Source organism: Luteibaculum oceani (genome assembly GCF_007995015.1).
Lineage (GTDB): Bacteria > Bacteroidota > Bacteroidia > Flavobacteriales_D > Luteibaculaceae > Luteibaculum > Luteibaculum oceani.
Genome location: NZ_VORB01000002.1, coordinates 57,059 through 81,381, shown reverse-complemented (window position 1 = coordinate 81,381; position 24,323 = coordinate 57,059). Strand labels below are relative to the sequence as shown.

12 protein-coding genes are annotated in these 24,323 nt (G+C 39.1%); 2 read left to right on the top strand and 10 right to left on the bottom strand.

Annotation, left to right across the window (positions count from 1 at the left end):
* The first annotated feature begins 13 nt into the window (after positions 1-13).
* A complete protein-coding gene (locus FRX97_RS02415; protein ID WP_147013019.1) occupies positions 14-286 on the top strand; it encodes a hypothetical protein in 273 nt (90 codons plus the stop codon).
* Here the strand turns inward: FRX97_RS02415 and FRX97_RS02410 are convergent, their stop codons facing one another.
* From FRX97_RS02410 to htpG, 5 genes are read right to left on the bottom strand one after another with little or no spacing between them, the layout of a single operon-like run.
* The gene (locus FRX97_RS02410; RefSeq protein WP_147013017.1) at positions 287-1,042 is read right to left on the bottom strand and encodes a TerB family tellurite resistance protein; all 756 of its coding nucleotides are present in this window, start codon (positions 1,040-1,042) and stop codon (positions 287-289) included.
* A gap of 9 nt (positions 1,043-1,051) precedes the next feature.
* Positions 1,052-1,840 carry a TPM domain-containing protein gene (locus FRX97_RS02405; protein WP_147013015.1) on the bottom strand — a complete coding sequence of 263 codons (789 nt, stop codon included), beginning with the start codon at positions 1,838-1,840 and terminating at the stop codon, positions 1,052-1,054.
* Entirely contained in the window at positions 1,821-2,261 is a 441-nt protein-coding gene (locus tag FRX97_RS02400; RefSeq protein ID WP_147013013.1) for a TPM domain-containing protein, read from the bottom strand. The genes FRX97_RS02405 and FRX97_RS02400 overlap by 20 nt, the downstream gene beginning before the upstream one ends.
* Before the next feature lie 3 nt (positions 2,262-2,264).
* Complete coding sequence (locus FRX97_RS02395; RefSeq protein ID WP_147013011.1) at positions 2,265-2,840, bottom strand: LemA family protein; 576 nt, start codon at positions 2,838-2,840, stop codon at positions 2,265-2,267.
* Entirely contained in the window at positions 2,840-4,720 is a 1,881-nt protein-coding gene (htpG, locus tag FRX97_RS02390) for a molecular chaperone HtpG (protein ID WP_147013009.1), read from the bottom strand. The genes FRX97_RS02395 and htpG overlap by 1 nt, the downstream gene beginning before the upstream one ends.
* Positions 4,721-4,804: 84 nt before the next feature.
* Between htpG and FRX97_RS12245 the strand changes: the two genes are divergently transcribed.
* Positions 4,805-5,704, top strand: a complete 900-nt coding sequence (locus tag FRX97_RS12245; RefSeq protein ID WP_170226996.1) for a WD40 repeat domain-containing protein — start codon at positions 4,805-4,807, stop codon at positions 5,702-5,704.
* 185 nt (positions 5,705-5,889) lie between these two features.
* Here the strand turns inward: FRX97_RS12245 and FRX97_RS02375 are convergent, their stop codons facing one another.
* From FRX97_RS02375 to FRX97_RS02355, 5 genes are all read right to left on the bottom strand, one after another.
* Positions 5,890-19,365 carry a T9SS type B sorting domain-containing protein gene (locus FRX97_RS02375; RefSeq protein ID WP_147013007.1) on the bottom strand — a complete coding sequence of 4,492 codons (13,476 nt, stop codon included), beginning with the start codon at positions 19,363-19,365 and terminating at the stop codon, positions 5,890-5,892.
* 30 nt (positions 19,366-19,395) lie between these two features.
* Entirely contained in the window at positions 19,396-21,534 is a 2,139-nt protein-coding gene (locus FRX97_RS02370) for an OmpA family protein (RefSeq protein WP_147013005.1), read from the bottom strand.
* Complete coding sequence (locus tag FRX97_RS02365; protein WP_170226995.1) at positions 21,521-22,546, bottom strand: PorP/SprF family type IX secretion system membrane protein; 1,026 nt, start codon at positions 22,544-22,546, stop codon at positions 21,521-21,523. The genes FRX97_RS02370 and FRX97_RS02365 overlap by 14 nt, the downstream gene beginning before the upstream one ends.
* Before the next feature lie 144 nt (positions 22,547-22,690).
* Positions 22,691-23,599: a zinc dependent phospholipase C family protein gene (locus FRX97_RS02360; RefSeq protein WP_147013001.1), complete on the bottom strand. Its 909-nt coding sequence runs from the start codon at positions 23,597-23,599 to the stop codon at positions 22,691-22,693.
* Positions 23,599-24,321 (bottom strand): 2-phosphosulfolactate phosphatase, encoded by a 723-nt coding sequence (locus tag FRX97_RS02355; protein ID WP_147012999.1) that lies wholly within the window; start codon positions 24,319-24,321, stop codon positions 23,599-23,601. Before FRX97_RS02355 ends, FRX97_RS02360 begins: the two co-directional genes overlap by 1 nt.
* Between the last annotated feature and the right edge of the window lie 2 nt (positions 24,322-24,323).

The window sequence follows — 24,323 nt, the reverse complement described above, 5'->3', positions numbered from 1 at the left end:
TTAAATTTAAGGCATGAAAGCGCTTAAATTTCTTTTGATTCTATCCATTTGCTATTCTGGCAATATGTTCGCTTCAGCCAAAGGAGCCAACAAACCAAAGACCAATAAGGATAATTCTATAGAGAAAACGCTTCCGAGCACACCAAACGTGGTACGCATGTTAATCTTTAACACCTCGCGCCTTACTAACAAGCCAGACACGGCAATTACCAATAAAATTAAGCCAGATTTTAATGGTGTTGTGCTTCCAGAAAACACATTATGGTTTAAGCCTAGGGAATTATAATTATTTTATTCCCCGCTGCTTACAAATGCGCTCATAGGCCTCCTGTACTTTTATAAACTTCTCTTTTGCATTTTTTTGATGCTCTGGACCTAAATGAGCCAGTTTATCTGGATGATATTTAATGGCCATTTTTCTATAGGCCTTTTTAACCTCCTGATCCGTTGCTTGATCCGAGATTTCAAGGATTTTATAAGCAGCTTCCAGATTATTCTGGTACATATTGCTTACACTTTCCTCGTCTTTGAAAGAAATACCTAGGTAAGAAGCAATTTGATGCAACAAACGCTTTTCAGCGTCATCGTAATGGCCATCGGCTTGAGCAATACCGTGGAGGTAATGTAAGAGCTGCAAACGGCTTGCATGCTCCATGTGATAGCGAATTTGATCACAAACAGCACGTAGTTGAATATCCTCTTTAAGAACTTCTTTTAAAACCAGTATTAGTTCCTTTGCCTGTGCTTCGCCAAAAGCCCGAGTGAAATAGTCCTTAACGTAATTAAGTTCACTTTTAAGCACCTTCCCATCCGCTTTCATAACAGCTGCGGAAAGAATTACCAATGCTTTTGCAAAATCTGCCGGTGAGGTTCTATATCTATTTCTCGGATCTCTATATCCTGCTCTTCGCTGCGCACGCTCTTGCGCTGTTTCGGAAGGGGTATTATCGAAGATGGATCCAACTGCTGCTCCAATTATTGCTCCAATAGGACCACCTACTGCCCATCCCGCAATACCACCAATCCACTTACCGTATTTCATAAAATAACATTACCAGCTCCCACCGGCTCCACCACCTCCGAAGCCTCCACCACCGAAGCCTCCGAATCCGCCAGAACCCGAGCTAAAATCATTAAAAAATCCCCTGTGCGACTGTCGAGATGAGTTCATCATCCCCAAAGCTATCCATAGCGGTAAATCATTATTTCTAGCGTAACGTCCAGCTCCTCTTACCCTCGAGAAGAACACGTAGATAAAGATGATGAGGATAATAATAGCAACAGGCCACCCATCATTTTTTTTAGCGTACTTCTTTTTATACTGATCCGTTGAAATTTCTCCCCTACAGAGCTTTTCAATAACGTTTAATCCGCTAACAATTCCACCCAAGTAATCACCCTGCTTAAAGTGTGGGATAAATTGGTTTTCAACAATCTGCTTGGCAATTGCATCAGGGATTGCACCTTCTAAACCATAACCAGAAGCAATAAACATTTGCCCTCTAGAAATAGAAGTTTTCGGTTTGATAACAATGGCTACTCCATTGTCCAAATCTTTTTGACCCAATCCATTTTTATGACCAAAGGCAATTGTAAAATCAGCGATTTCATAATCACCGATATCGTTGGTAATTAAAATGGCTATTTGGTTTGAAGTTTGATCAGAAAAGCTTTGCAGGCGTCTATTTAAGGCATTCACTTCCTGAGGAGAAAGAATACCCGAATTATCGGTTACAAAAGCGTTAACCTTGGGAATGAAAGCATCGTTTGCAAAGCTAATGCCACTACCCAAGAAAAGAAAAGCCAATAAGAGAACCAGCTTAACCGTACGAAATATCATCAGAAAGCTCGTTTTTATCGTCGCGTTTTACGGGAAAGAATTTTCTTAGTTTATCACCTGCTAGCTCTATCCCCTTGCACAGGCCATTGGAGTAGTTCCCCAATACAAATTCTTGAAGGACCGTTGTTTTCACCGCATCCCAAAAATTGTTTGGAACTTTCTCGTTTATCCCCTTATCTCCAAGTATTGCAAATTGCTTATCCTTAACCGATACATAAAACAAAACACCATTACGCTGCTCGGTTTCGTGCATTTTAAGCTTTTGGAAAAGGTAGGCAGCGTGGTCTAATACATCCTCGTTGCAATAATCCTCTAAATGCAATCGAATTTCACCCGAGGTTTTAGACTCCGCTTCTTGAATAGCCTTAACAATCTGTTTTTTCTCTTCGGGACTTAAAAGTTCCTTGGCACTCGCAACCATAAATTAAAAGTTTACTTCAGGAGCTTTCTCCGTTCCAGCTTCAGATTCGAAGTAGGCTTTCTTTTCAAAATCAAACCAACCGGCATAAATTACCCTTGGAAATTGTCTGATGTATGAATTGTAATCCTTTACTCCGTCGTTAAAACGCTGTCTTGCCACTGAAATTCTATTTTCCGTTCCCTCTAATTGGGCTTGAAAATCACGAAAATTTTGGTTGGCCTTTAGGTCTGGATAACGCTCAATGGTTACCAGTAATCTAGAAAGCGCTCCACTTAATTGTCCCTGAGCAGCCTGAAACTTGTTTAAATCCTCCTGGGTCAAGTTACTTGGATCCACGTTTACCGAGGTGGCCTTGGCTCGTGCCTCAATTACAGCAGTCAGAGTTTCCTTTTCAAAATCTGCATAGCCCTTTACGGTATTTACGAGATTAGGTATAAGGTCGGCTCTTCTTTGGTATTGAGTTTCTACCTGAGCCCAGAGTTGAGCAACGCTTTCGTCTTTCTCAACCATAGAGTTATAACCACAAGAGCTTAAAAGCCCCGTGGTTATAACTACGATTAATAAATTAATTATTCTCATTAGTTTTTAATTAATTCTACGCTTCTTTTGATAAACTTACTTAAGTCTTCACCTTTCAGCAAATTCTGACTTAACAATGCTAAATCTACCACTTGTTTAGCTAAATCTTTCTGCTCCTCCTCTTTTTCTTTTGCTAGGATAGAGGAAATAATAGGATGGTTTCCATTTACCTTAACCGAATACATTTCTGGAAGTGTTCCATAGAAGCCTGCTCCACCCCCCATCATTTGTTGCTCCTTCATACGGCGCATAAACTCTGGTTGAGAAATAATAACCGGTTGGTCTTGCTCTTCAAGACTACCTATCTCCACGGTAAACTTATCTTTGCTCAGAACGCCTTCAAAAATTGGCTTTAATTTCTCTTCTTCCTCTTTAGAAAGTTTCGATGGGATTTCTTCGTCCTTTTCAATTAGCTTATCTATAGAATCGGCGTCTATTCTGCTAAACGTTACATTCTCCAGTTTCTGCTCCATGAAAGAAACAACATGAGAAGTTAATGGTGAATCCATTACCACCACCTTGTAACCTTTGTTTTTTGCAGCTTCTATCTGGATGTGGTGCTCATTAGGCTCATGGGTATATAACACCACGGTCTTTTTGTTCTTATTGGTTTGTGTGGCCTTTATTTCTTCGATAAAATCTTGAATCGGGCTGTGCTTACCTTCAGTATCCTTTACTAGGAAAATTTTCTTAATCCTATCATAGAATTTATCCTCAGAAAGCATTCCATACTCAATAAAGACTTTGATATCTTCCCATTTAGACTCAAAATCTTCCTTGCTGTTTTTATAGATTTCATTCAGCTTATCCGCCACCTTTTTAGTAATGTGGTTGGATATTTTTTTCACGTTGCTATCGCTTTGCAAGTACGATCTAGAAACGTTTAATGGAATATCGGGAGAATCTAAAACCCCTTGTAATAAGGTTAAAAATTCTGGAACAACCCCCTCAACTGAATCGGTAACAAAAACCTGGTTACAGTAAAGCTGAATTTTATTTTTCTGTACCTCGACCGAGTTTTTAAGCTTCGGGAAATAAAGTACCCCTGTTAAGTTAAACGGGTAATCTACATTAAGGTGTATGTGGAATAACGGCTCTTCGGCAAAAGGATATAATTCTCTGAAAAAAGATTTGTAATCCTCCTCTTTTAAGTCCGCAGGTGCCTTAACCCAAGCTGGATTGGGGTTGTTTATAATGTTGTCAACAGTAACCTTAGTTTCTTTTTCTTTATCCCCGTCCTTCTCTTTTTTAGTTTCTTCTTTGGTACCGAATTTTATTTCAACCGGTAGAAACTTACAATACTTTTCTAGGATGCCAGAAATTCTGTGATCCTCTAAAAACTCTTCAGAGTCCTTGTCAACGAACAAAGTTATCTCAGTTCCTCTTTCTTTTTTATCTCCCTTATCGATGCTATAGGATGTAGAACCGTCGCAAGTCCACTTTACAGCGTCTGCTCCGGTATGAGATTTGGTATGAATTTCTACTTTCTCTGCAACCATAAAGGCCGAGTAAAATCCAAGACCAAAATGCCCGATAATTCCCGTTTTCTCGGTTTTGTCTTTGTATTTGTTTACAAACTCTTCGGCACCTGAAAATGCAATCTGGTTGATGTACTTATCCACCTCTTCAGCGGTCATACCTATACCATTATCCGAAATGGTAATCGTCTTTTTCTTTTTATCAACCGCAACCTCTACACGCAGTTTATCAATTTCGGAAGTAGTTTCTCCTAAACCGGCTAAAGTTTTTAGTTTTTGGCAAGCATCTACACCATTAGAAACCAACTCTCTAAGGAAGATTTCATGATCTGAGTATAGCGCCTTTTTAATAATTGGAAATATATTTTCCGTTTGTACACTTATGTTTCCAGTCTGCTGCATCGTTAATTACATTTATTTACGTCCTTAGTGGGCAAGTTATATGCCAATTGCGGCAGGGTGACAATCTGACAATATTTACAGACAATGCGTACCAATTTTGAACTTATCGGAACATTAATCGGTCACAAAGGCCCTATTTACAATCTTTGTGCTGACGAACATGGAAATCTATACAGCTCTGGTTCCGACAAGCTAATAGCAAAGTGGTCATTAACCGACTTAAAAAATATATCAGGCAACATTAAGTTAGATTATAATGCCTATAGTCTATGCTACTCTCATTCTCACCTATGGATTGGTAGTATTACGGGGAACATTCACGTAATTGACGTTATCCAAAAGAAGGAGCTAAAAAACTTTGCCTTTCATAGAAAATCGGTTTACCAATGCATCAATATTCCGGCTAAAAATCTCATTGCCACTTCTGACGCCGAGGGCTACATAGCCTTTTGGGACAGCGAAAACCTGAAAAACCTTGCATTCATTAAGGTTCATGGCGATAAGATTAGATCTATAGCCTACGATACTGATCGCGAATGGCTTCTGTGCGGATTTAGCAATGGTGTAATAGAAGCCATAAACGTAAACACGCTCAACAGAGAATCTTTAATTAACCCAACATCACAATCCGACTCCATCTTTAGCATGCTTAAAATGAGTACTAAGGACGTTTGGTTGGTGGCAGGTAAAAATGGTCACCTAGGTTGTTTCCATCCCTTAAAACCAATAAAAGACGTAAATATTCCAGCCCATAACTTCGGAATTTACTCGCTCATTGAACTACAGGATGGAAATCTTATTGTTTCAGCAAGCAGGGACAAGACCATAAAAATTTGGAATAGTAACTCCCTAGAGGTGGTTCAGAAAATTGGCGTTAAGGAAAATGGCCACAGCCGTTCGGTAAACCATTTATTAAAACTAAGTGAAGACAGCTTTGCATCTGCCGGAGATGACGGAGCTATTAAAGTGTGGCGCCTAGGATAGTTGTTGATCCGCAACAGAGATTACAAAATCCCATAGAGTTATTTGTTGTTTTCAATTTGAATGATTACAACTACAGATTTATTTACACAACAGCATAAAAAGGCTGCAACCGTAACTACATATTAGACCAAAAAAAAGACCGACTTAAAGCCGGTCTTTTTACTATTAGATATTGTTACTGTTTCCTATCGAATCAGGCTGAACTCTCCTCTACCTACTTCTTCAGTACCGAGTAAGGTCTTAACCGTAACGGTGTAGTAGTAGGTATCAGCTGGTTGGTTTTGGCCCTTGTAGGTTCCATCCCAAGAAGCCTCTTCTTTAGTACCCGTACCAAACCACACTAGCTCTCCATTTCTGTTGTACACCCTAAACTCTTGTACTTGATCTAGCGCCCAACCATCTGGATAAATAACATCATTTATTCCATCACCGTTAGGTGTAAATGCATCTGGTACATCTATACTAGATTCTCTCATCAGAAGGATATCAACAAACACTCTTCTTTCAGGGAAACATCCATAGATGTCACTTACTGCTAACCTGTATGTTTCATCTTCTAGGGTTAATATCTCAGTAATTCCAAAGTCAGGATTACTAACCCCATCCGTTGGTGTCCATTCGTACACATAAGCTGGGTTACCTAGGGCATAGTCTACTGGTAATTCGTAACCAATAGCGAAAGACGTATCTAGATCCTTGAATTTACTGAATGTATTAGGATCTACAAGGTTGAATGAGCTAATCTCTTTGGTTACTGTAGCATAACAGTAATTTTCATCCCTAGCAGTTAAGGTGTAAGTATACACCCCTTCCGCAAGTGGAGCAAGCGTTACACTAGCCTTAGAAGTATCCGTAATAATGGTAGTACTATCCGGCATATCATCCCAAGCAAACAGTGCTGCAGGTGCTGCTGGATCAATACCAGTTGCAGTAAGAACAATAGGACCATTACCAGAACAAACCGTATCCTGATCTAAATTGGTTTCGAACCCAAGATTAGGAAGATCGAAGATTCTAATTTGAAGCGAATCTACATCCACACATCCGTTCTCGTCCGTTGCAGTCACAGATATACTAGTTTGACCCGACTGGCTTATAACTGCAGTTTGAGGTGCACCACCATTAAGGATTACATCTCCCCTACCGAAATTCCATTGGAATGTAAGACCAGATCCAACCGGAGGAGTTGCAAAGAATGCAGAGTCTAACAATCCAAGACAATATTGTGCAGGAGCATTTGGATCTTCAGAAAGTGGAATAATGTGATCCAATTCTACCGATACATCAAACACCGTAGCAATTGCTGTTCTGGTCGTTGTACAACCCTCAGCTGATTCTAATACTGCAGTAACTTCAACCTGATCATTCGATGGGAATAACTCTGGAATCGTTACCGAAACATTAAACGGACTAGTATTGCTAATTCTGTTAATCGATCCACCAATTTGGTTTGTAAAATTCCAGGTTACACGATTAACATCATCGATGTTGTTTAATTGAACCTGTAGGTCAGTATCTGAACAGATGTTATCATTTACAAGAACAACATCAGCTTCTGGTCCAATTACACTGAACACAAATGTATCTCTTGCTGTACAGTTATTGAATTGGTTTTCCACAACCACAGTGTACTGACGCTTTTCATCAATAGCAACAGGACCAAAAGTTGTTTGTGCACCTTGCTGCTGGAATACACCGTCTAAGAACCATCTGGTTTGATCCGAGTTTTGACCAGGACCAGGAGTCGTGTTAAGGTTGGTTGCTTCGAATGTCATTACAGTATCCAAGCAAATTCTCTTGATTAAACCATCATTAAGAATTGGCTTCTCTGCAATCGTTACATCTACCGTTTTATCTACACTATCTCTACAACCAAATTGGTTGGTAACTCTTAATGTAGTGATACTTGGTCCAGCAACATTGTACTGTGCTTGCTCAATTTGTTCATCACCTGTAGCTGGAGTTCCATTTTCAAATGTCCATTCATACTGGAAGTTTCCAACTGCATTTGCAGTAAAGGTTCTTGTATCTGAGTCTGCCACCAATTCATCTCCACAAACCGCAAGAGCATCCGCTGTGAAATCAGCATCTGGAAGAGATGCTAGATTATATGGCTCGTTATCGTTAACAACCGTATAACAGCTATTGGCATTATCGGTATCGATAAAGCTAATGATGTCTATATCGTTATCTACCGTTACAGGAGCGTCGGTTGATAAGATTCCCGATTCGAATACACCATTAAACGTAGCCGATTTATCTGGCCCTATGCCATCATTCCATACTACCGAGTAATTTCCTGGAGTACCGCCTGGAGACGTAAATCTAAATCTGTAATTCAACACATTTTGCTCACAAACAAAACCGGAGTCGTTTGGTATTAACTCAATTTCTAATGTTGAACGATCTAACCACATAATCGGTACACCAATAGATACAGATAGACAAGGATCGGTTGGATCAAATCCGTTTGCAATGGTAGCATCAGCATCTGCAACAACAGCTGAGATGTAATAAACCGTATTGGTTAATAAACCAGCCTTAGTAAAGGTTGGCAGGTTATTCACTGCCAACACAGTTCCTAGTGAACTATTACCCTTATTTTCTCTAAGAACAAATAAAGCTGTATCATTCGCATCAAGCGATTCATTCGTGTTATCGAATAGAGATCTTGCATCTGCAACTAAATCTTCACAAACCTGAATAACATCAACAGTGTTGGTAAAGGAACCTGCCTGAGATATACAATCACACTCGTGAGTACCCACAAACTCAACTGGTGGACATCCGCTACCATCTCTGATATCAAAATCGTAAACACCGTTTGGAAGTTCAGGAAGTGTATCCTGTGGCCCTTTTAGGCTTACAACCTGACCATTAAAGTTTACAAACTCGTATGAATCATCTTTACCTCCAGTAATGTCTACCACAAACCTGTATCCAGTAGCTATATCATTACATAAAGTTTCAACTATTTCTACTTCTAATGTATCGTTTACAAAAATAGTTAGTGAATCTACATCTTCGGCTACACATTGTGGAATATCCCTGTAAACCAATGACTTAACCACTAACTCTGTTGTATCCGGTGCATTCGGTACGGTTACTTTAAATCCGTCATCTACGTCTACTTCTGTTTGTGAAGGAGCACCATTAATGCTATACGACAGGTTATATGGACCATCGAATGGGAAGTTAAACTCATACACAACATCATCGAACTTACATAAGTTCATAGATGGCGAAGTGATTCTAACTTCAGGTGAAGGTCTCACATCAATCTTAGCGGTATCTACCACTACAAATTCGTCTGCCCTCACTACACATCCAAAGTTCTTGTATTGAATAGAATCGATAGTGATATAAGAGGTAGTATCTACCCCCGTTAGTAATACACCATATGATCCTGCATAGTTTTCATACTGTCCAGATAATCCATTTCCAGAAGGATCAAACTTATCTGAATAGTAAACTATAAGGCTATCATCGGCCTGACCGTTAAGAATCAAGTTAATTGCTGCATTTCCACCTTCACAGATTTCAAAGTCTCCACTAATTCTAGCAGATGGTCTTCTGAATACCGTGATATCAGTGAATCCTCTTCCGTTGCCTTCAACACATTTTGGATTAGACTGATCGTCGATAGAAATAACCTGCCATCTGGCTGTTGTTCCAGATCCCTGAGAAACAGGAATAAAGTAGGTTCCAGCAAAGTTGGTATAGGTCTGGATAGTTCCGGTAGGCATTCTTCTGTACAATACAGTGATGGCGCCCTGCCCTTCTAATTTCAATCTAAATCCAGGCTGTTCACCTTCACAGAATGCAGTATCTGCAGCTAAGAAGGTTGCTTTAGCTTTAGGATTAACATTGATTCTCTTACCAATAGAATCTAAGTTGAAACACTTAGGAGTTTGTCTACGAATAATAGAGTCTACGTAAACTACTGTTGTATCAGTTAAAGTAAGGTATTCAATTACATTAGAATTTACTGAGAAGAATTCTCTGGTATCTGTTCCGTTAGGACCTTGTACCGTTCTAACAAAATCAAATGGTCCTTGACCAGATATTGAATATGTAACCTCTACTTGCTCATTTTCACAAATAGTTTCTCTATCAACAGAGATCGTTACTCTTGGGGTATTTCTAACCGTTACAGTTTTGCTATTACCAGCAATACCTGGACATTTAACACCACCAGTTTCACTGTAAACCTCGTTAATCTCGTAACGAACAGTATTTAGAGGCGTATCCGTGTACCCCACTATACCAACTGAAGCTAGTTCGGAAATGGTATCCTTTCTAAGTAGTGTATTGTTGCTAACATTGAACACATCAATAACAACAAACACTTCTCCAGACCCAGTAATGTTAATCGGGTACTGTACTTCATCACCTTCGCAAATTACCGTAGTAGATGCATCAGCGAAATTAGCAGTTGCTTGTGGATTAACTCTAAAGAAGGCTGTATCTGTAGGGTTGACCGTACAGTTATTAATTGTGTTGTTAACCGCCTGAGAGTTATCTCTTACGTTTCTAATCGTAACAAAAGATCTATTAAATCCTGCCAGTGGTAATGGAGCATTAAACAAGGTTATAGACCTCGCGTAAACCTCTGAACCTGGTGCCGTTTCGTCGGCAACAGAAACCGCTTCGGTTCTTAAGAAACTTCCATTAACAAAAATGTCGAAGAATATGTTTGGTGTTCCTGTAAGGGATACATCCAAGTTGTAATTATCTCCAACACAAACGTTAGAAGGATTAACTTGATATGTAATCGTTGGGTTTTCGTAAACCTCTACATTTTCAACAAACGGATTGTTTGCTGGATAGATACTATCACAACCTGTAGGGATACTCTTAATTCCAACAAAACGATAATCTGTTGTTACCGAAGGCGTAAGCGTAATAAAGCTATTAGCCTGAGTAATGGTGTCTACAATGGTATTTCCATTCGCTAATAAGGTAACTTGATATGGATATCCACCACTAAAATTACCTGGAGTAATGTTAATGTTTATAGACTCTCCTTTACAAATTCCTTTTCCGGTGTTTGTTCTTACAAAGTCTGTTATAGTTGGAATTGGATTAACCGTAACCTCTGCAAATCCAAGCGTTGCACCAGAAGTACAAGTAGGTACATTGCTATCTGCAATACTATCAATTACAATAATGTAATCTCTAGCAAAAGGCAGTTGCCAGGTTAGCGTATTTAAACCAGTTTTAAGATTTTCAACAAGCGTATCACCGCTTACATTGAAAGCACCACCCGTACCATTATATCTAAATCTTACATCTAATGGTGCTTTACCTCTTAGGAAGAAGTTAAGTGTTACTGTTTCACCCAAGCATAGTTCATCGTTTCCATTAAACAATTCAGCTTCTGGCTGTTGTTTCACAGAAATAGTCTTACAGTTTGCTCCGGTATTAACACATGCCATTGGATTAGTTGCATCTGCAATACGCGTAACACAGTAAGTTGTAGTAGTTCCTGGCGCTACGGTTACAACAACATCTAATCTACCGTCATTATCGCTATCTACACTGGCTGTTCTAGTGAAAGTGTTCGTTCCATCAGTGTAATCGAATACAAAGGGTCCGTTACCAGTAAAATTGAATGTAATCTTAGATGAAGGACCATTTAAACAACGCGGGTTGTTGGTTGTAGTAATTTCCACTGTTGGTGTTGGAGATACGGTTACAGTAACCGTATCCATACCTGCCGCACTACATTGTGTTCCGTTATCGCTCTGTACTTGAGTAATATAGTACTTAATCACTCCAGTATTTGCTCCAGTATTTACATTTATCGTCTTCTGAGTAGATCCAGCTGGAATGGTTACAAATCCTTGTTTTCCATTAGAATTCTCATAGAAAACTGTTTTAGTTCCAGAACCTGTCGCTACGAAATTAAGTGGAATGTTTTTCCCCTGACAAATCGTAGTATCCTTTTGGTTACCATTAACAAAAACGTTTGCCGTTGGTGTTGGATACACATTAAATGGAGTTACCTGAACATCCTCACTAATACATCCACCTCTTGGATTTTTGTACTGAACTGTTTCTACGGTAACCACAACAGGCTCTCCAGCTTGGGTTGGTTTTAAATACACAAACTGAAGTCCTGGAACCAATTCGAAGGTTGTATCTATACCACCAGCTGCGAAATTAGGGTCTCTAAAGTTTGCCAAAACCGTATCCTCTGCGCTAACATTTACCCTTAGTCTGATACTGTCTCCTAAGCATAACTGGGTTTTATTAGGAACATAGCTAAGTGTTGGGTTTTGTATAACCTGAGTTTCCTCTGTTTGGTTATACACCTTTTCACAGTTAAAGTTATCTACAATTCTGTCTAGTCTTAGGCTTAAATCTCCATTAGGGGTAATAGTAAATACATTAGCTCCTGTTGAGTTTAGTGTTTTAGAGAAGGGGCCTTCAGAACCGCTGAAGAATGCAGTCATAGGAAGATCTCCGTTCACATCAACAATATAATTTACCGACTGCCCGTCGCAAATCGTATCATCAACCAGTCTAAATTCGTTAAGAATTAATGGAGATCCTACCGTTACGGTTACATCTTCCTCACCTATAGCAACAGATCCTGAACAAGAAGGTAAGTTACCATCAGTAACTGAAACTAAAGTATAAGTGGTTGTTGTGGTTGGAGCTACAGTAATAATGGTGTCCTGTAGGTTATTTGGATTCGCGAATACTAGAGTAGAATCCTTGGTACCATCGTTATAAGTAAATGTTACAGGATACTTATTCACGTTGGTAAAGCGTACCAAAATATCATAGGCCTGACCGTTACAAATTTGAGCATCGGCAGATTTAAATGCCACCACAGGCGCTTGTTTAACCTTAAGCGTCTTTTGAACTACAGTATTGTTAGCACATCCAGGAGCATCCGAATAACTAATTGATAATGAGTTGAATCTAATATCAGAAGTAGCTGTAAAGGAAGTTAACAATCCATTGTCTTGAACGCCACTTACCGATTTAGTAACACCATCTTGGCTATAAGTAAAGTCGAATAGAGAATCTGGGCTAGCGTCAAGGAAAACATTTACGTTGGTTCCTTCACAAGGCTCTGTAGGATTGAAAATAAAGTCTGCCGTTGGAGTAGGCTTCACAAAGATACGAGCCGTACCTTTTTGTTCAATTGGACATTGATTGTTAAGCGAATTAGTAACTGTTCCTGAGAAATCAATGATGTTTTCTCCTAGTCTTAATTCACTTGCTAATACAGATCTTTGTGAAGGTGAATCATTTTCAGAAGCGGTAAATAATCGCTTAGATCCACTTGGTGTTATCTCGAAAGGAACAGTAAATTCTCCAGAACCTTCCAGTTGCACAGTAAAGAATCCTGGTTGTCCCTCACAGATAATGTTATCACCTACTAAGGTTACCACTTTCGATTCTGACACTTCAATAGTAGCACGACCGGCAAACTCATTGGGATCGTCGGTTACATTGTTGTTATCATCAGTAATTTTAAAGATGGTAAACTCTAATGAACCCGATCTCTTTGGAGTATAAGCCACGGGAGTATTATCAGATACATTAAACAGGGTATCTAAGTTTCCAGTTGTTCCTGCCCCAACATCTTCAATGATTACATCGTAGTTAGGAGCTGGATTTGCGAATGAGAAGAATAACTCAACTGACTCACCCAAACAAACATTGTCGTCACCACTAATTGCAGCGGTCACATTATCTACAACAGTTACCGTTACTTCATCCGTAGAGCTTACAGCACATGATCCGTTAACCGCTCCACTGTTTTGTCTAATTTGAGTAATACGATAAGTTGTCGTTACGTTTGGTTGAACCGTTACTAAAGCAGTATCTGGATACTGAGGAGCTCCATCAAGGCTAACACTTGGGTTAACGGGAGTTCCATTTGCGGTATAATCGATAATTACATTACCAGCACCAGGACCTACATATCCTTCACCACTGAATACCAGTTGGGTCTCACCACCATTTACAATTGTAAATTGGTTTGCGTTGATTTCACCTGATGGATTCGGGCGAATACCATAACTTATATCCGCTGGAAGGGTAACTGTATTTTGACAAATGTTTCCAGTATTAGAAACAGAGGTTACAGAAATTACACCTAGATCAATAGTACCGGTATCATTTGGAGTCCAGGTGTATTGAACAGAAGCACCTTGAACATCTTGTTGATTGATTACCTGCCCCGTAGAATCTGATCTTAATTTCACAAAGATATCTCCATCTCCGGCCGTGTAATTAATAGTAAATGGTACCGCTGCACCCTGACAGAATACATTTCCACCAATTAAATCAACTGTAGGAGTTGGATTAACGTTAATAGCAACGGATTCACCAGCATTAGAACAAGCAGGAGACAAATCCTGATATTCTAGCGTAGTAACCGTGTAATTTTTATCCGTTGCTAAAGCAGTTTGTTGAGGCAATGAAATAGTTGCTCCAGTTGGTGAAACACCAGCTTGAATAACATTAGAAAGTTCATCTTGTACTTCGTACTGAACTTGTTTTCCAACTGCACCTTGAATGGTAAGGCTTAATTGAATGTCCTCACCTTCACAAATCTCAGTTCTATTAGCGGTTAAGGTAGCAATAAGACTATCCCTAACTGTTAAAGTAGCTTTTTGATTTTCGTTGAAGACACAAGATGGATTGCTATCATCAGTAACAGTAAGAATTTCTATGTCTTTGGTTTGGAATTGTGCAGGAAGACTAATAACCATATTTCCACCTACCGAAGCTTGTGGATGAGTAGTTGCACTTCCATTTCCTAACCTATATTGTACAGTATATTCAGGTGCTGTTCCTCCAGTAAAGGTCAATTCAACATCTACTGTTTCACCCTCACAAATTGGGTTATCAGAAAAACTGATTGCTACATTAGGCTTCTCTGTAATAGCTATTGTAACACTTGTAGATGACACTGATGAGGCACAACCTGCCCCAGATGCATCTGTTAAGCTATTAAGCGTATAAGTAGTTGTAGCTGATGGACTTACAGTAATAACTGTATCACCGTTAGCAATAAACACCCCAATATTCTGAATATCTACATTAAATGGAGCAGTCCCCTCAAAGTCTAAATTTATGTCCGTTGGCTGCTGTTCACAAATAGTAGTATCGCCAGACATCGCCAAAGTAGGTCTTTGGTTAACCGAGATGTTAAAGGTTTGCCCTATTCCATTTGAACAGTTTGTACCATTTCCATCTACTTCTGTAATGGACTTAAATTCGATGGTATAGCTACCTACTCTGGAAACAACTATCTCGTCATTTCCAATACCTGGTTCAAGAATCGCTGTTTGATCTCCTTCTCCATTAATTTCATAGGTAATTTCAAACTTAGTAGCACCAGAACCTGCCGCAATGTTAAATGATCCCTTGTAAACAACTGGTTCAGAATCACATGCAGTTGTTTTATTTGGAATAAAACTAACTTGAGGTAAGTCTCTTACAGTAATATTAGCAGTATTTGCACTAACTGCACTACCCTCACATTCGCCAGCATCAGACAAAGTATAAACCTTCACTTTGTTTATAGCATAAGATCCAACCGCTAATCCTGAAATGGTTTCAATTACAGTATTTCCAGCTGTTCCTTGTACCGTACCACTTACCGATGCATCACCATTTTCATAATCAACAAAAACAGTTCCTGTACCTTGTGTAATATCAAAACTTACTTGAACATCTTCACCAACACAAGCTTGGATATCATTCTGATTTATAGATACTTCCGCTTCAGGTACCGCTTGTTCAAATACATTTAACGTGTCATTAATCTGGGTTAAACAAGCAAGGCCATTTTGATAAGCTGCAGAAACCAAAATAATTTCATCTGTATTTGCACCACCACCAGTAGAGAAGGTTAGCACATCTTGGTCTTGTACATTGGTTCTTACTTCTGTACCACCATTAACTTCAAAAGTTAATTCATACTCTAATCCAGCTGGAAGTGAAACCAACACCTCTGCATCCGAACCATTACAAATGGTATCATTTCCACTTATAGAAGCCGTAATTTCATCAGTAACGTCAACATTTAGAACTTGTCCCGTTGCTCCGGTACATCCAAATGTTGCATCTGCAATTGCAGTTAAAACAAAGGAAGTATCCTGTGTTAAGGTAAAGTTTTCAGGTGTAGATCTGTTTTGGAAATTAACTCCAATAGAACTAAAAGTACCTGAGCTGAATACTCCACCATTTACATATGAAATAGTATAATCAACATCTATTTCCTTGCTCAGTCCAAAGTCATTATTGTTCCCCCCTAGCACTAGAGAAGTTAATGGGCTAGACTGATTGAAGCACACAAGAGTAGGGCTATTAAGTACTATGCGTGGATTTTTATTAACTACAATAACTACCCTTTGATTGTCAGAACTTGGAGTAGTATTGTCGCAAACTGCATCTTCTACTGATAATACCGTAAAGGCAGAATCCATTCCTGCATCTATATTAGAAACTGGAATAAACACCTCCCTGTTATTAACATAATTACCCGCCTCTGCAGTTAGTAATTCGATCACTTGATTCGCGCCAGTACCTGGAGCAGATTCTGACAAGAAAGTAACTTTTATAGGTGCTACCCCTGTTAAGGCAACTCTAAATCCAGCAGTTTCGCCTTCACAAATAAATGTATCACCAGTTAACAACTCAACGTCTGGCTGCTGATTTACATTGATGAAAATGGAGTCATCCTTTCCAGCACACATAGGCGCTGTCTGTCCTACCAGGTTTCTTAAATAGATGTATGAGCTATCAGTCAATGTCAGGGTTTCAGTTACCTGATTCCCAATTACATTTCCAACTGAAGTAGAGACAGTATTTCCATTATTTACAAAATCAAGGTTAAAACCACTGTTATCGTCGCCACCTGTAAGGGTAAAGGTTACATCCACCGTATTGTTTACCCCATCATTACATAATTCTGAAGTATTGAAAGTTAGATCACCTGATGGAAGGTCGTTTACATTAAGTGGTTTTGCAGCAAAAGCAACGGTTCTTGAACAAGTTACCGTTCCAATGCTAGAACTGATGGTTACTAAATCATATTCTACCGAATCTAGGGGGCTTACTAAAAATTCTTGATCGCTGTAAGCAACTGCACCTGGCCCATTATCTAAATTCTCGAATTGAATATTTACAGTTCCATTAAGTGCAGGATTTACGGTTGATGATCTGTTTACATCTAAAGTGGTATTTCCGAAGGCAGTAATATCAAACAGTAATTTTGCATCGTCACCAAAACAAATGGTATTAATAGGATTACCAATATTGTTGGATTCTACTATATCGAAGGTTGACACATTTGGTAGTTCAAACACATTGATACTAAACTGGTTAGATAAACTAACAGTACAATCGTCATCGGTATCAACGGTGTTGCGGGTATCTTTAAGTGAAGTGAAATTAACCGTGTAAGTTCTTCCTGGAACCAACGCTGGAACCGCTTCTGCACTTAAATCAAAAGTAAAAGGAGAGCCTGAGTTGTTGTTATCGAACTCAAAAGTATAATTTCCACCTTGGTCATCTGAAATGGTTCCTGAAATGGTATAATCCCCAGTTCCATTTGCGTTTACAGTGAAATTCAAACTATTTAAGTTATCCTCACACACGCTATCCTCTTGTAGTGTAATGCTTACCAAACTAGGATTTGGATATGCAGTTAGGGTATCGGTAACTACAGAATCAACTGGATATGTATTCCCACAGGCATCATTATCCTGAATTTCTCGAATGTGGTAGAAGAATTCAGTAACTGTAGAAACAGTTGGACTTAAAACAATGCTACCGTTATTAGTAGGAACCGTATAAGAAACTTGTCCTCTATTTTGCGCACCAGCTCCATTAATATTAGATATACTATCAAGAGTTATAGTAAATGGAGCTGCCCCCGTAAGGGTAAAGTCTAACTCGATGGATCCATCAGAACAAACCTTCTTTGGATTGGCAAAGCTAGCAGTTGCTGTAGGTCTAGTTTTATAAAGGAAGTTTACCGATTGGTTAAGATCAGCTTCTCCGGAGGTACAACCCTTATTATCGGAAAGACTTATCGCAATAATTTCGTAATTGGTCCCTCCTACCAATTTACCACCGTTGCCATCGTAGTTATTTGGATCTATAGAAATAGTAGGTTGTGTAGTACTGGTGATAGTTGAGTCGTATGAGAAAGCTCCTCCATCTTTTATTCTAAATGTAAAATCGAAAGGCGCAGTACCGTTGTACTGTACATTCAATTGGTATACATCATTTTCACAAAGTGCATTATCTCCTGAAAGTGCTATGGAAGGCTTTGGATTAACGTAAACGGCGTCGGTATTAGTGGTAGTTGGAGAATAGGTACAAACGTCATCCTCTATAGAAGTAACTTCTATAGTATTAAAGCCAGCTACCGTGTAATTAGCAAAGTTTTGAACGTTAAACAATTCATCACCAGCTGCTTCATTTACCCCTCCCGGTACGTTATTAAATTCGTATGAAATTTGAACCGTTCCCTGGGTATTTGCTGTAATAAAATCAATGTTTAAAACCTCTTCTTCGCAGATTTCAGTTATAAATACATCTGATGCATCATTGAACTGAGTTTGCGTTAAAATTCTTTCCTGATAGATATCGGGTTTTCCAACTGAAAAATCTGTGGAGTCTTTTGGATTATTATTTTCCACGGTTGTCCCACCTCCAAGGTCCGAAACCACCTGCGAGAAATCAATACGAACCGAGTCGATATCATTTGAAATAGTATTTGTTGGAGAAACAATGGTTGCAATAAGCTTCCCTCCAACATTCATGGCATTAGCAGTTGCATCATCTACAACGGTGGTTGGAGCTCCAGCAACATAATAAATCACATCATAAGTTCCTGAAATAGAACCATTTCCTGAAAATTCTACGTCAACTTTATAATCGTCTCCCTCACAGTATGTATTAGATTCTACAAGACCACCATTAGGTCCATTTTTTCTGGTATAGGCAACAACTTCTGGCTTGGGGTTCACCGTTACATTACCCACAAACTCTTGTCCGCCTGTTGACTCACATCCATTATCATCAACGATCTTAACATAATCAACCTGATATGTACCAACCACATCATTTATCCCTGCCTCGTTAAAAGCAAGAGATCCGCTATTTGTATTTGCAATTAGATTTTTAACAACATTATCTATCTCTATAGTAACGTTGTAGGGCGCTGTACCCGTAAAGGTGTAGTTAAACACAAAATTATCTCCTTCAGCAACATTGGTCTTGTCAATTGTAAAAGAAGACTTAGTTGGGGTTGGATTAACCTGTCCAGCAGTAATACTAGCAGATTCGGTTGATAAAAACTTGTTACTGTTATTATCAATAATAGAGTCTACCGTTAAAGTTCTTGCTCCAGTAACATTCGTTACTGTAATATTTTGCGAACCATAAGCGGTATAACTTTTGGAGAGAGCTGGGCCATTATTAACGTTGTAATAAACAGTGAAAGGAGTTACTAAAGAACTCCCATTTTTTGTTACATCTACGGTAAAAACTGCATTTTCTCCACTACAAATATCACCCCCCGAATAGGTGGCAGTGACATTAGGGTTTTGCGCATATAATACTCCGGTTAAGAGTACGGCCAAAACGGTTAAAAAACGGTGATAAAACTTGTGCATGCCTTATGCGTATAATTAATTTCCTACTAATTATTTTACTTTGATTAGGTAACGTGGGTTATCCATTACTTCGAATTCCACACGTCTGTTCTTCTCTCTTGCTACCTCAGTTGGAATTTCGCCAGTTTTTGGATTTACAGCTGGCTTAGACTCACCAACTCCAACCACCTCGAAACGTTCTTTTTCAAGATCCTCCCCAACTAAGAATTTATAAACAGCTGTGGCTCTTCTTTCAGAAAGCTTATCGTTGTATTTAGACGAGCCAACATCATCCGAGTTCCCTACGATACGTAGCTTTAGGTCTGGATGCATTCTCAAAAATGGAATTAACCCAGATTTTAAATCTTCCTGTTGCTCCTTACTAATTGTTGCTTTGTTTGTTGCAAAATAAATTGTTGGAACCTCAAATTCTATAGGTGGAATTTTCTTTAAACCGATATCCTGAATTAGGGTATCAGAATAAGCGATTTTTTTAGTTGAAATAGGAATGTATCTAGGCTCATAATTATCAGCCTCTGCTTTTAGCAAATAAGTTTTGCCATGCTGAAGGGTAAAGTAGTACTCCTCTCCTGCCGCAGGAAAAACTTCTTGCAACATAGCAGTGTCAGCTCCAGCTACATCGCGAGCTAGAAGAGAAACCGTAACATCCTCTAATAAATTGGTCGCATTGGGAAGATCATTTGGTGACTCCATCTCAAACACTACCCCTTTAATTCCAATTTTAATAAAGTCCGTAAAAATAAATGTGAAGATATCATCACAACAGGTCTCGTTAATTGTACTGTTTGTACCTATTCTATTTGAAACAAAGAAACCTTCGTCGTGCTCCTTAGTTAACGTATAAAATAAATCGTCAGCAGGTGAATTCAACGGGAAACCAATATTTACCGGTGGTAAAAACTTATCCTTTGGATTTCCTTCCGATTTGAAAATATCGAAACCTCCCAGGTTAGGGAATCCATTAGATGAGAAATACAAAGTACCGGTCTCGGTATCGTAAAATGGAGTTATCTCATCTCCAGGTGAATTTACTTTAGACCCTAAGTTCTTCACCTTTTTAAAGTCGTTAATTCTAGGGTCAAACTCCGAGTAGTAAAGATCGTACCCCCCTCTGTTTCTATCCTCGCGGTCGGAAACAAAATAAAGTACGTCTACCTTTTTCTTCGACTTTTTATCAATTGCAAAACCAACAGCAGGTTGAGTAGAGTTGTACGAAGGATCGTTAATTACTTCGTTTAGCTTCTCCGGGAATTGCCATTCACCATCTTTGAAATTGGAAACATAGATAGCACACTTATTCTTGTTCTTAATTCTCTTAGGACAAAGCGTGAAGTAAAATCTTGCTCCATCATAGCTGTACGCACCCGAGTTCACATTAAATCCTTCGGTATTAAAAGGCCCAGGAAGTTCACCTACCTTTTCCCAGTTGTTACCTTTTACCCTATGCGCTAGATATAACTTTCTTTCTGGTCTATCTTCTCCTGCCAAAGAATAGTATTCCTCAACATCAGCGATTAAAGAACCATAGGCGATGTAATCTCTATTAATAATAATAGGAGAAGACTCCATAGTTTCCCTATTAATATTATTATCCAGCCTAGTGATTGCTACCTTAACTGGGTTATCGATAAGGGACTTAGCCATTTCAGCACCAGCCGCTTCGGATTTTACCAGCTTCTTATAAATACGAGCATCACTTTTGTCGTATTCTTTCCTGAAGGCATTTAATAATGAAGGAGCTTCTTCGTAAAAGCCATTCGACTTTTGCATTAAAGCTTGGTAGAAAGATGATTTAGGATACTTCCCAGGCTTGTTTGCTGCAACTCTGGCGTACCAATCTTCAGCATTTTTATAATCTCTTGCCTTTCTATATGACTCTGCAAGCATCCAAGCATATTTCCAATTTTCTGGATTTTCCTCACAGTAACGCGCGAGGTAATCGATGCTTGAATAGTAGTCTCCAAGTTTAAAAGCCTTTTTCGCCAGCTTTTTCGCCCTACCCATGCTTACCGCATCGGGATCATATTTAGCGTCACCATAGTTACGCTCTAATATATTCAACTCTGCTTCTCGTTGAACCGGAGTTGGTTTTTGGGCACACAACAAAGTTGGAAATATCGTTATTAACATAACGTATTTCACAAGAGAAGAAAGATTATAGCCTTTCACTATCGATCTTGGTTTTAATTAAACGAGTACTAGGTGCGGTGTAACTAATTGAAATTTCGAAAGAACCATTATTAGACAGGCCCTCTTTCAATTGAGAGATATTAAAATCGTAGCTAATTCCTGCGTCAAAATTAGAGATACCTAATCCTGCAAGAACAATAAACGCATCTGGGTTATCTGTAAAACCGTTACGAAGTAAGAAACCAAATGACGCGTCGTTAACACCTGCATTATTCGGATCAAATCTCATACCGGCCGACAAACCTGCAAGCATGTTTCTGGCTTTCGATTGTGAAAGCACCATGAAGTTAGGATCTAGGTAAAAGTTTTTGTTGAAAAAATACTTGAACGACGCATTTGCCGCTACCTGGGTTTCTCTTTTATTTCCTGTACCATAGAAACTTTCAGTTGGTTTGTTCAGGTGGAACATCGCTAAACCAACCTCGGGTCTGAAGTTCTCGAAATACATACCCCAACTAACACCAAAGTTTACATCCAAGTAACTCACCTGATCTCTAGCCAAGGGCTCCAGCTCGGTAAGTTCAGGATCGAACTCTCCGGTAACACGATTAAAACCTTCGGGAAACGACAAGTTCTTATCGATGGTTTTGGTGGTGTAAGCCAACTGAACTCCAAATCTTAATTCGGAATAATCTACAAGCTTGTGATAGGCCCCTGACACAGCTACCCTTGTGGTAGAAAAGCCTTTATCTCCACCTGCCTCATCTTTCATGGCAAAAACACCAACTGCTACCTTGTCAATATCAAGGTAGATTGGCTTTTCGAAACCAAGACCGATAGTAGTTACAGGCTTACTCAATAGAGAACTCCATTGAGAGCGATAGTTATTACTCACCTTCCAATCACCAAAGAATGCTCCGGTTAATGCGGGGTTTAACTGTAGGGGTGCGCGGTTGTACTGGGAGAAATGAGCCTCCTGACCAAATGCCAATGAGCTAACACTCAATAGACTAAGCAGTAAAACGCTTGTTTTAAAAAGTTTCGAAACCATTGTATAATGCGTAAACACAGCTGTTTTCAACATCGACAAATCTATAAAAAAACACAAGAAAAGCAAGATGAATTGTTGGCTACAAGAATAATCTAAGCCCCTACATTTCAAGTAATTCGAATCTTTTGAACTGCATAGGACAACTTATTCAAACTCTTTTAAACTAGGCTGTCCCGCGTCTACCCACGCGGTATACCACAGCGATGCTAGGCAGGATACAGCACAGCGCATCCTTTGTTCCACCATGCCATTTAAGTTATCATGATATAATTGTGAAAAACTTTTAGCATATGAAGTAGTGGTTCTCTCCCCTCTTTCTTCGAATGTATATTTTGAAGAAGAATTGGCTTTAGATAGCATCATTTCCTTGTGTAAAACCTCAGGCATAAGGCGGTGTGATTCCAATACCACAGACCAAATTAATTCCTGAACATCATCTATATATTTCACTTCCTCAACTAGTAAATCATATTCATCGAAAAACAATTCGGGTAAGCGTGTTTCCCACAAACCATGAATTCCTTTTTGCCCAGTGAGCTGCCCATTATAATTCATTGTCGTATGTAAGGGCACGTGTATATCCCCTACATAATGCCCGTAATCGGCCATGGTTTTCAGCAACTTGCTTAAGTCTCTCCCCTGAAACTGTTTTACAAGCCGATAGTGATATTGTTGCAGGTTCCATGGAGCTATTCCATAGGTTCGCAGTGTGTCTTCGGGGTAACAGCTAAGGGCCATTTCCCAGCTTTTGGGAAAGCTATCTGCTAATTGTTTTATATCGTAGGGATAATAATCTAAATCTATGTAATGTTTTTCGGCTTCCCCTTTTGTAGAATGCCTTCTTCGATCAGGATCTACTGCGTGTTCACTTAAATATTCAATATGAGAACGCAGATATATATGCATTGAATCGGGCAGTGCATAAACCGCCAATTCATTAATTTTTCTGTGCGCAAAAAAGCCCCAAACATTTACTTTGTTCAGGGCTTGTACTGAAATACATAATATAAAAACTGCTAAAAGCGTAAAAGAATAGCGTTGGGTGGAGGTCATTACCCCAATTTAATCAATTCTCCTTCTTTTAAAAATGGTATTACTGAAGTTTTGTTTGGTGTAAGGCTATATTTAATGTCTTCTTGAAGGTTTAACTTTTTCAATCGCCTTCTGTGGGATGAAGATTTAAGAAAACCAAAATAGTTAGTCTTTGCACTTTGGTATAAATACTTTGCCGCTACCGACGAATCGTGGTCCGAAATATGAGAACCTTCTGCAACGAGGTAATCTACAATTGCACCTCCACAAATGGTATCTTCGAGATTAAATCTATCCTTCCAACCAGAGCAAAGAATAAGGGTATCCCTTTGCTGCTCTTTTAAATATTGGTTTACCGCGTCGAGGTTTACAAAACCAGCAGCAATAACCGTTTCGGCCTTGTTAGCTGTGTTTATGGCACGGGTTCCATTGGTTGTAGTTAGGACTATGGTTTTACCATTGAATTTATCTGTCATAAATCCTGTTGGTGAGTTACCAAAATCGAAACCATCCACTATTTTCCCATTTCGCTCTGCCCCAACTAAAAATCCCATTCGCTGGTATTCAATCGCCTCTTCTAGGCTAGATACAGGAATGATTTTCTCCACTCCATATTCGAATGCAACACACATAGCTGTTGTCGCACGTAAGACATCAATTACAACTACAATGGGTTGGCCCTGATAATATAAATCGAAACGATCGGGGCTAAAACAGACTTCTACACTTGGTTTATCTGCCATCG

What these genes read in the sequence shown, in the direction of transcription:
- FRX97_RS02415 (WP_147013019.1), top strand. Translation starts at nt 14, where the DNA reads ATGAAAGCGCTTAAATTTCTTTTGATTCTATCCATTTGCTATTCTGGC.
- FRX97_RS02410 (WP_147013017.1), bottom strand. Translation starts at nt 1,042, where the DNA reads ATGAAATACGGTAAGTGGATTGGTGGTATTGCGGGATGGGCAGTAGGT.
- FRX97_RS02405 (WP_147013015.1), bottom strand. Translation starts at nt 1,840, where the DNA reads ATGATATTTCGTACGGTTAAGCTGGTTCTCTTATTGGCTTTTCTTTTC.
- FRX97_RS02400 (WP_147013013.1), bottom strand. Translation starts at nt 2,261, where the DNA reads ATGGTTGCGAGTGCCAAGGAACTTTTAAGTCCCGAAGAGAAAAAACAG.
- FRX97_RS02395 (WP_147013011.1), bottom strand. Translation starts at nt 2,840, where the DNA reads ATGAGAATAATTAATTTATTAATCGTAGTTATAACCACGGGGCTTTTA.
- htpG (WP_147013009.1), bottom strand. Translation starts at nt 4,720, where the DNA reads ATGCAGCAGACTGGAAACATAAGTGTACAAACGGAAAATATATTTCCA.
- FRX97_RS12245 (WP_170226996.1), top strand. Translation starts at nt 4,805, where the DNA reads ATGCGTACCAATTTTGAACTTATCGGAACATTAATCGGTCACAAAGGC.
- FRX97_RS02375 (WP_147013007.1), bottom strand. Translation starts at nt 19,365, where the DNA reads ATGCACAAGTTTTATCACCGTTTTTTAACCGTTTTGGCCGTACTCTTA.
- FRX97_RS02365 (WP_170226995.1), bottom strand. Translation starts at nt 22,546, where the DNA reads ATGGTTTCGAAACTTTTTAAAACAAGCGTTTTACTGCTTAGTCTATTG.
- FRX97_RS02360 (WP_147013001.1), bottom strand. Translation starts at nt 23,599, where the DNA reads ATGACCTCCACCCAACGCTATTCTTTTACGCTTTTAGCAGTTTTTATA.
- FRX97_RS02355 (WP_147012999.1), bottom strand. Translation starts at nt 24,321, where the DNA reads ATGGCAGATAAACCAAGTGTAGAAGTCTGTTTTAGCCCCGATCGTTTC.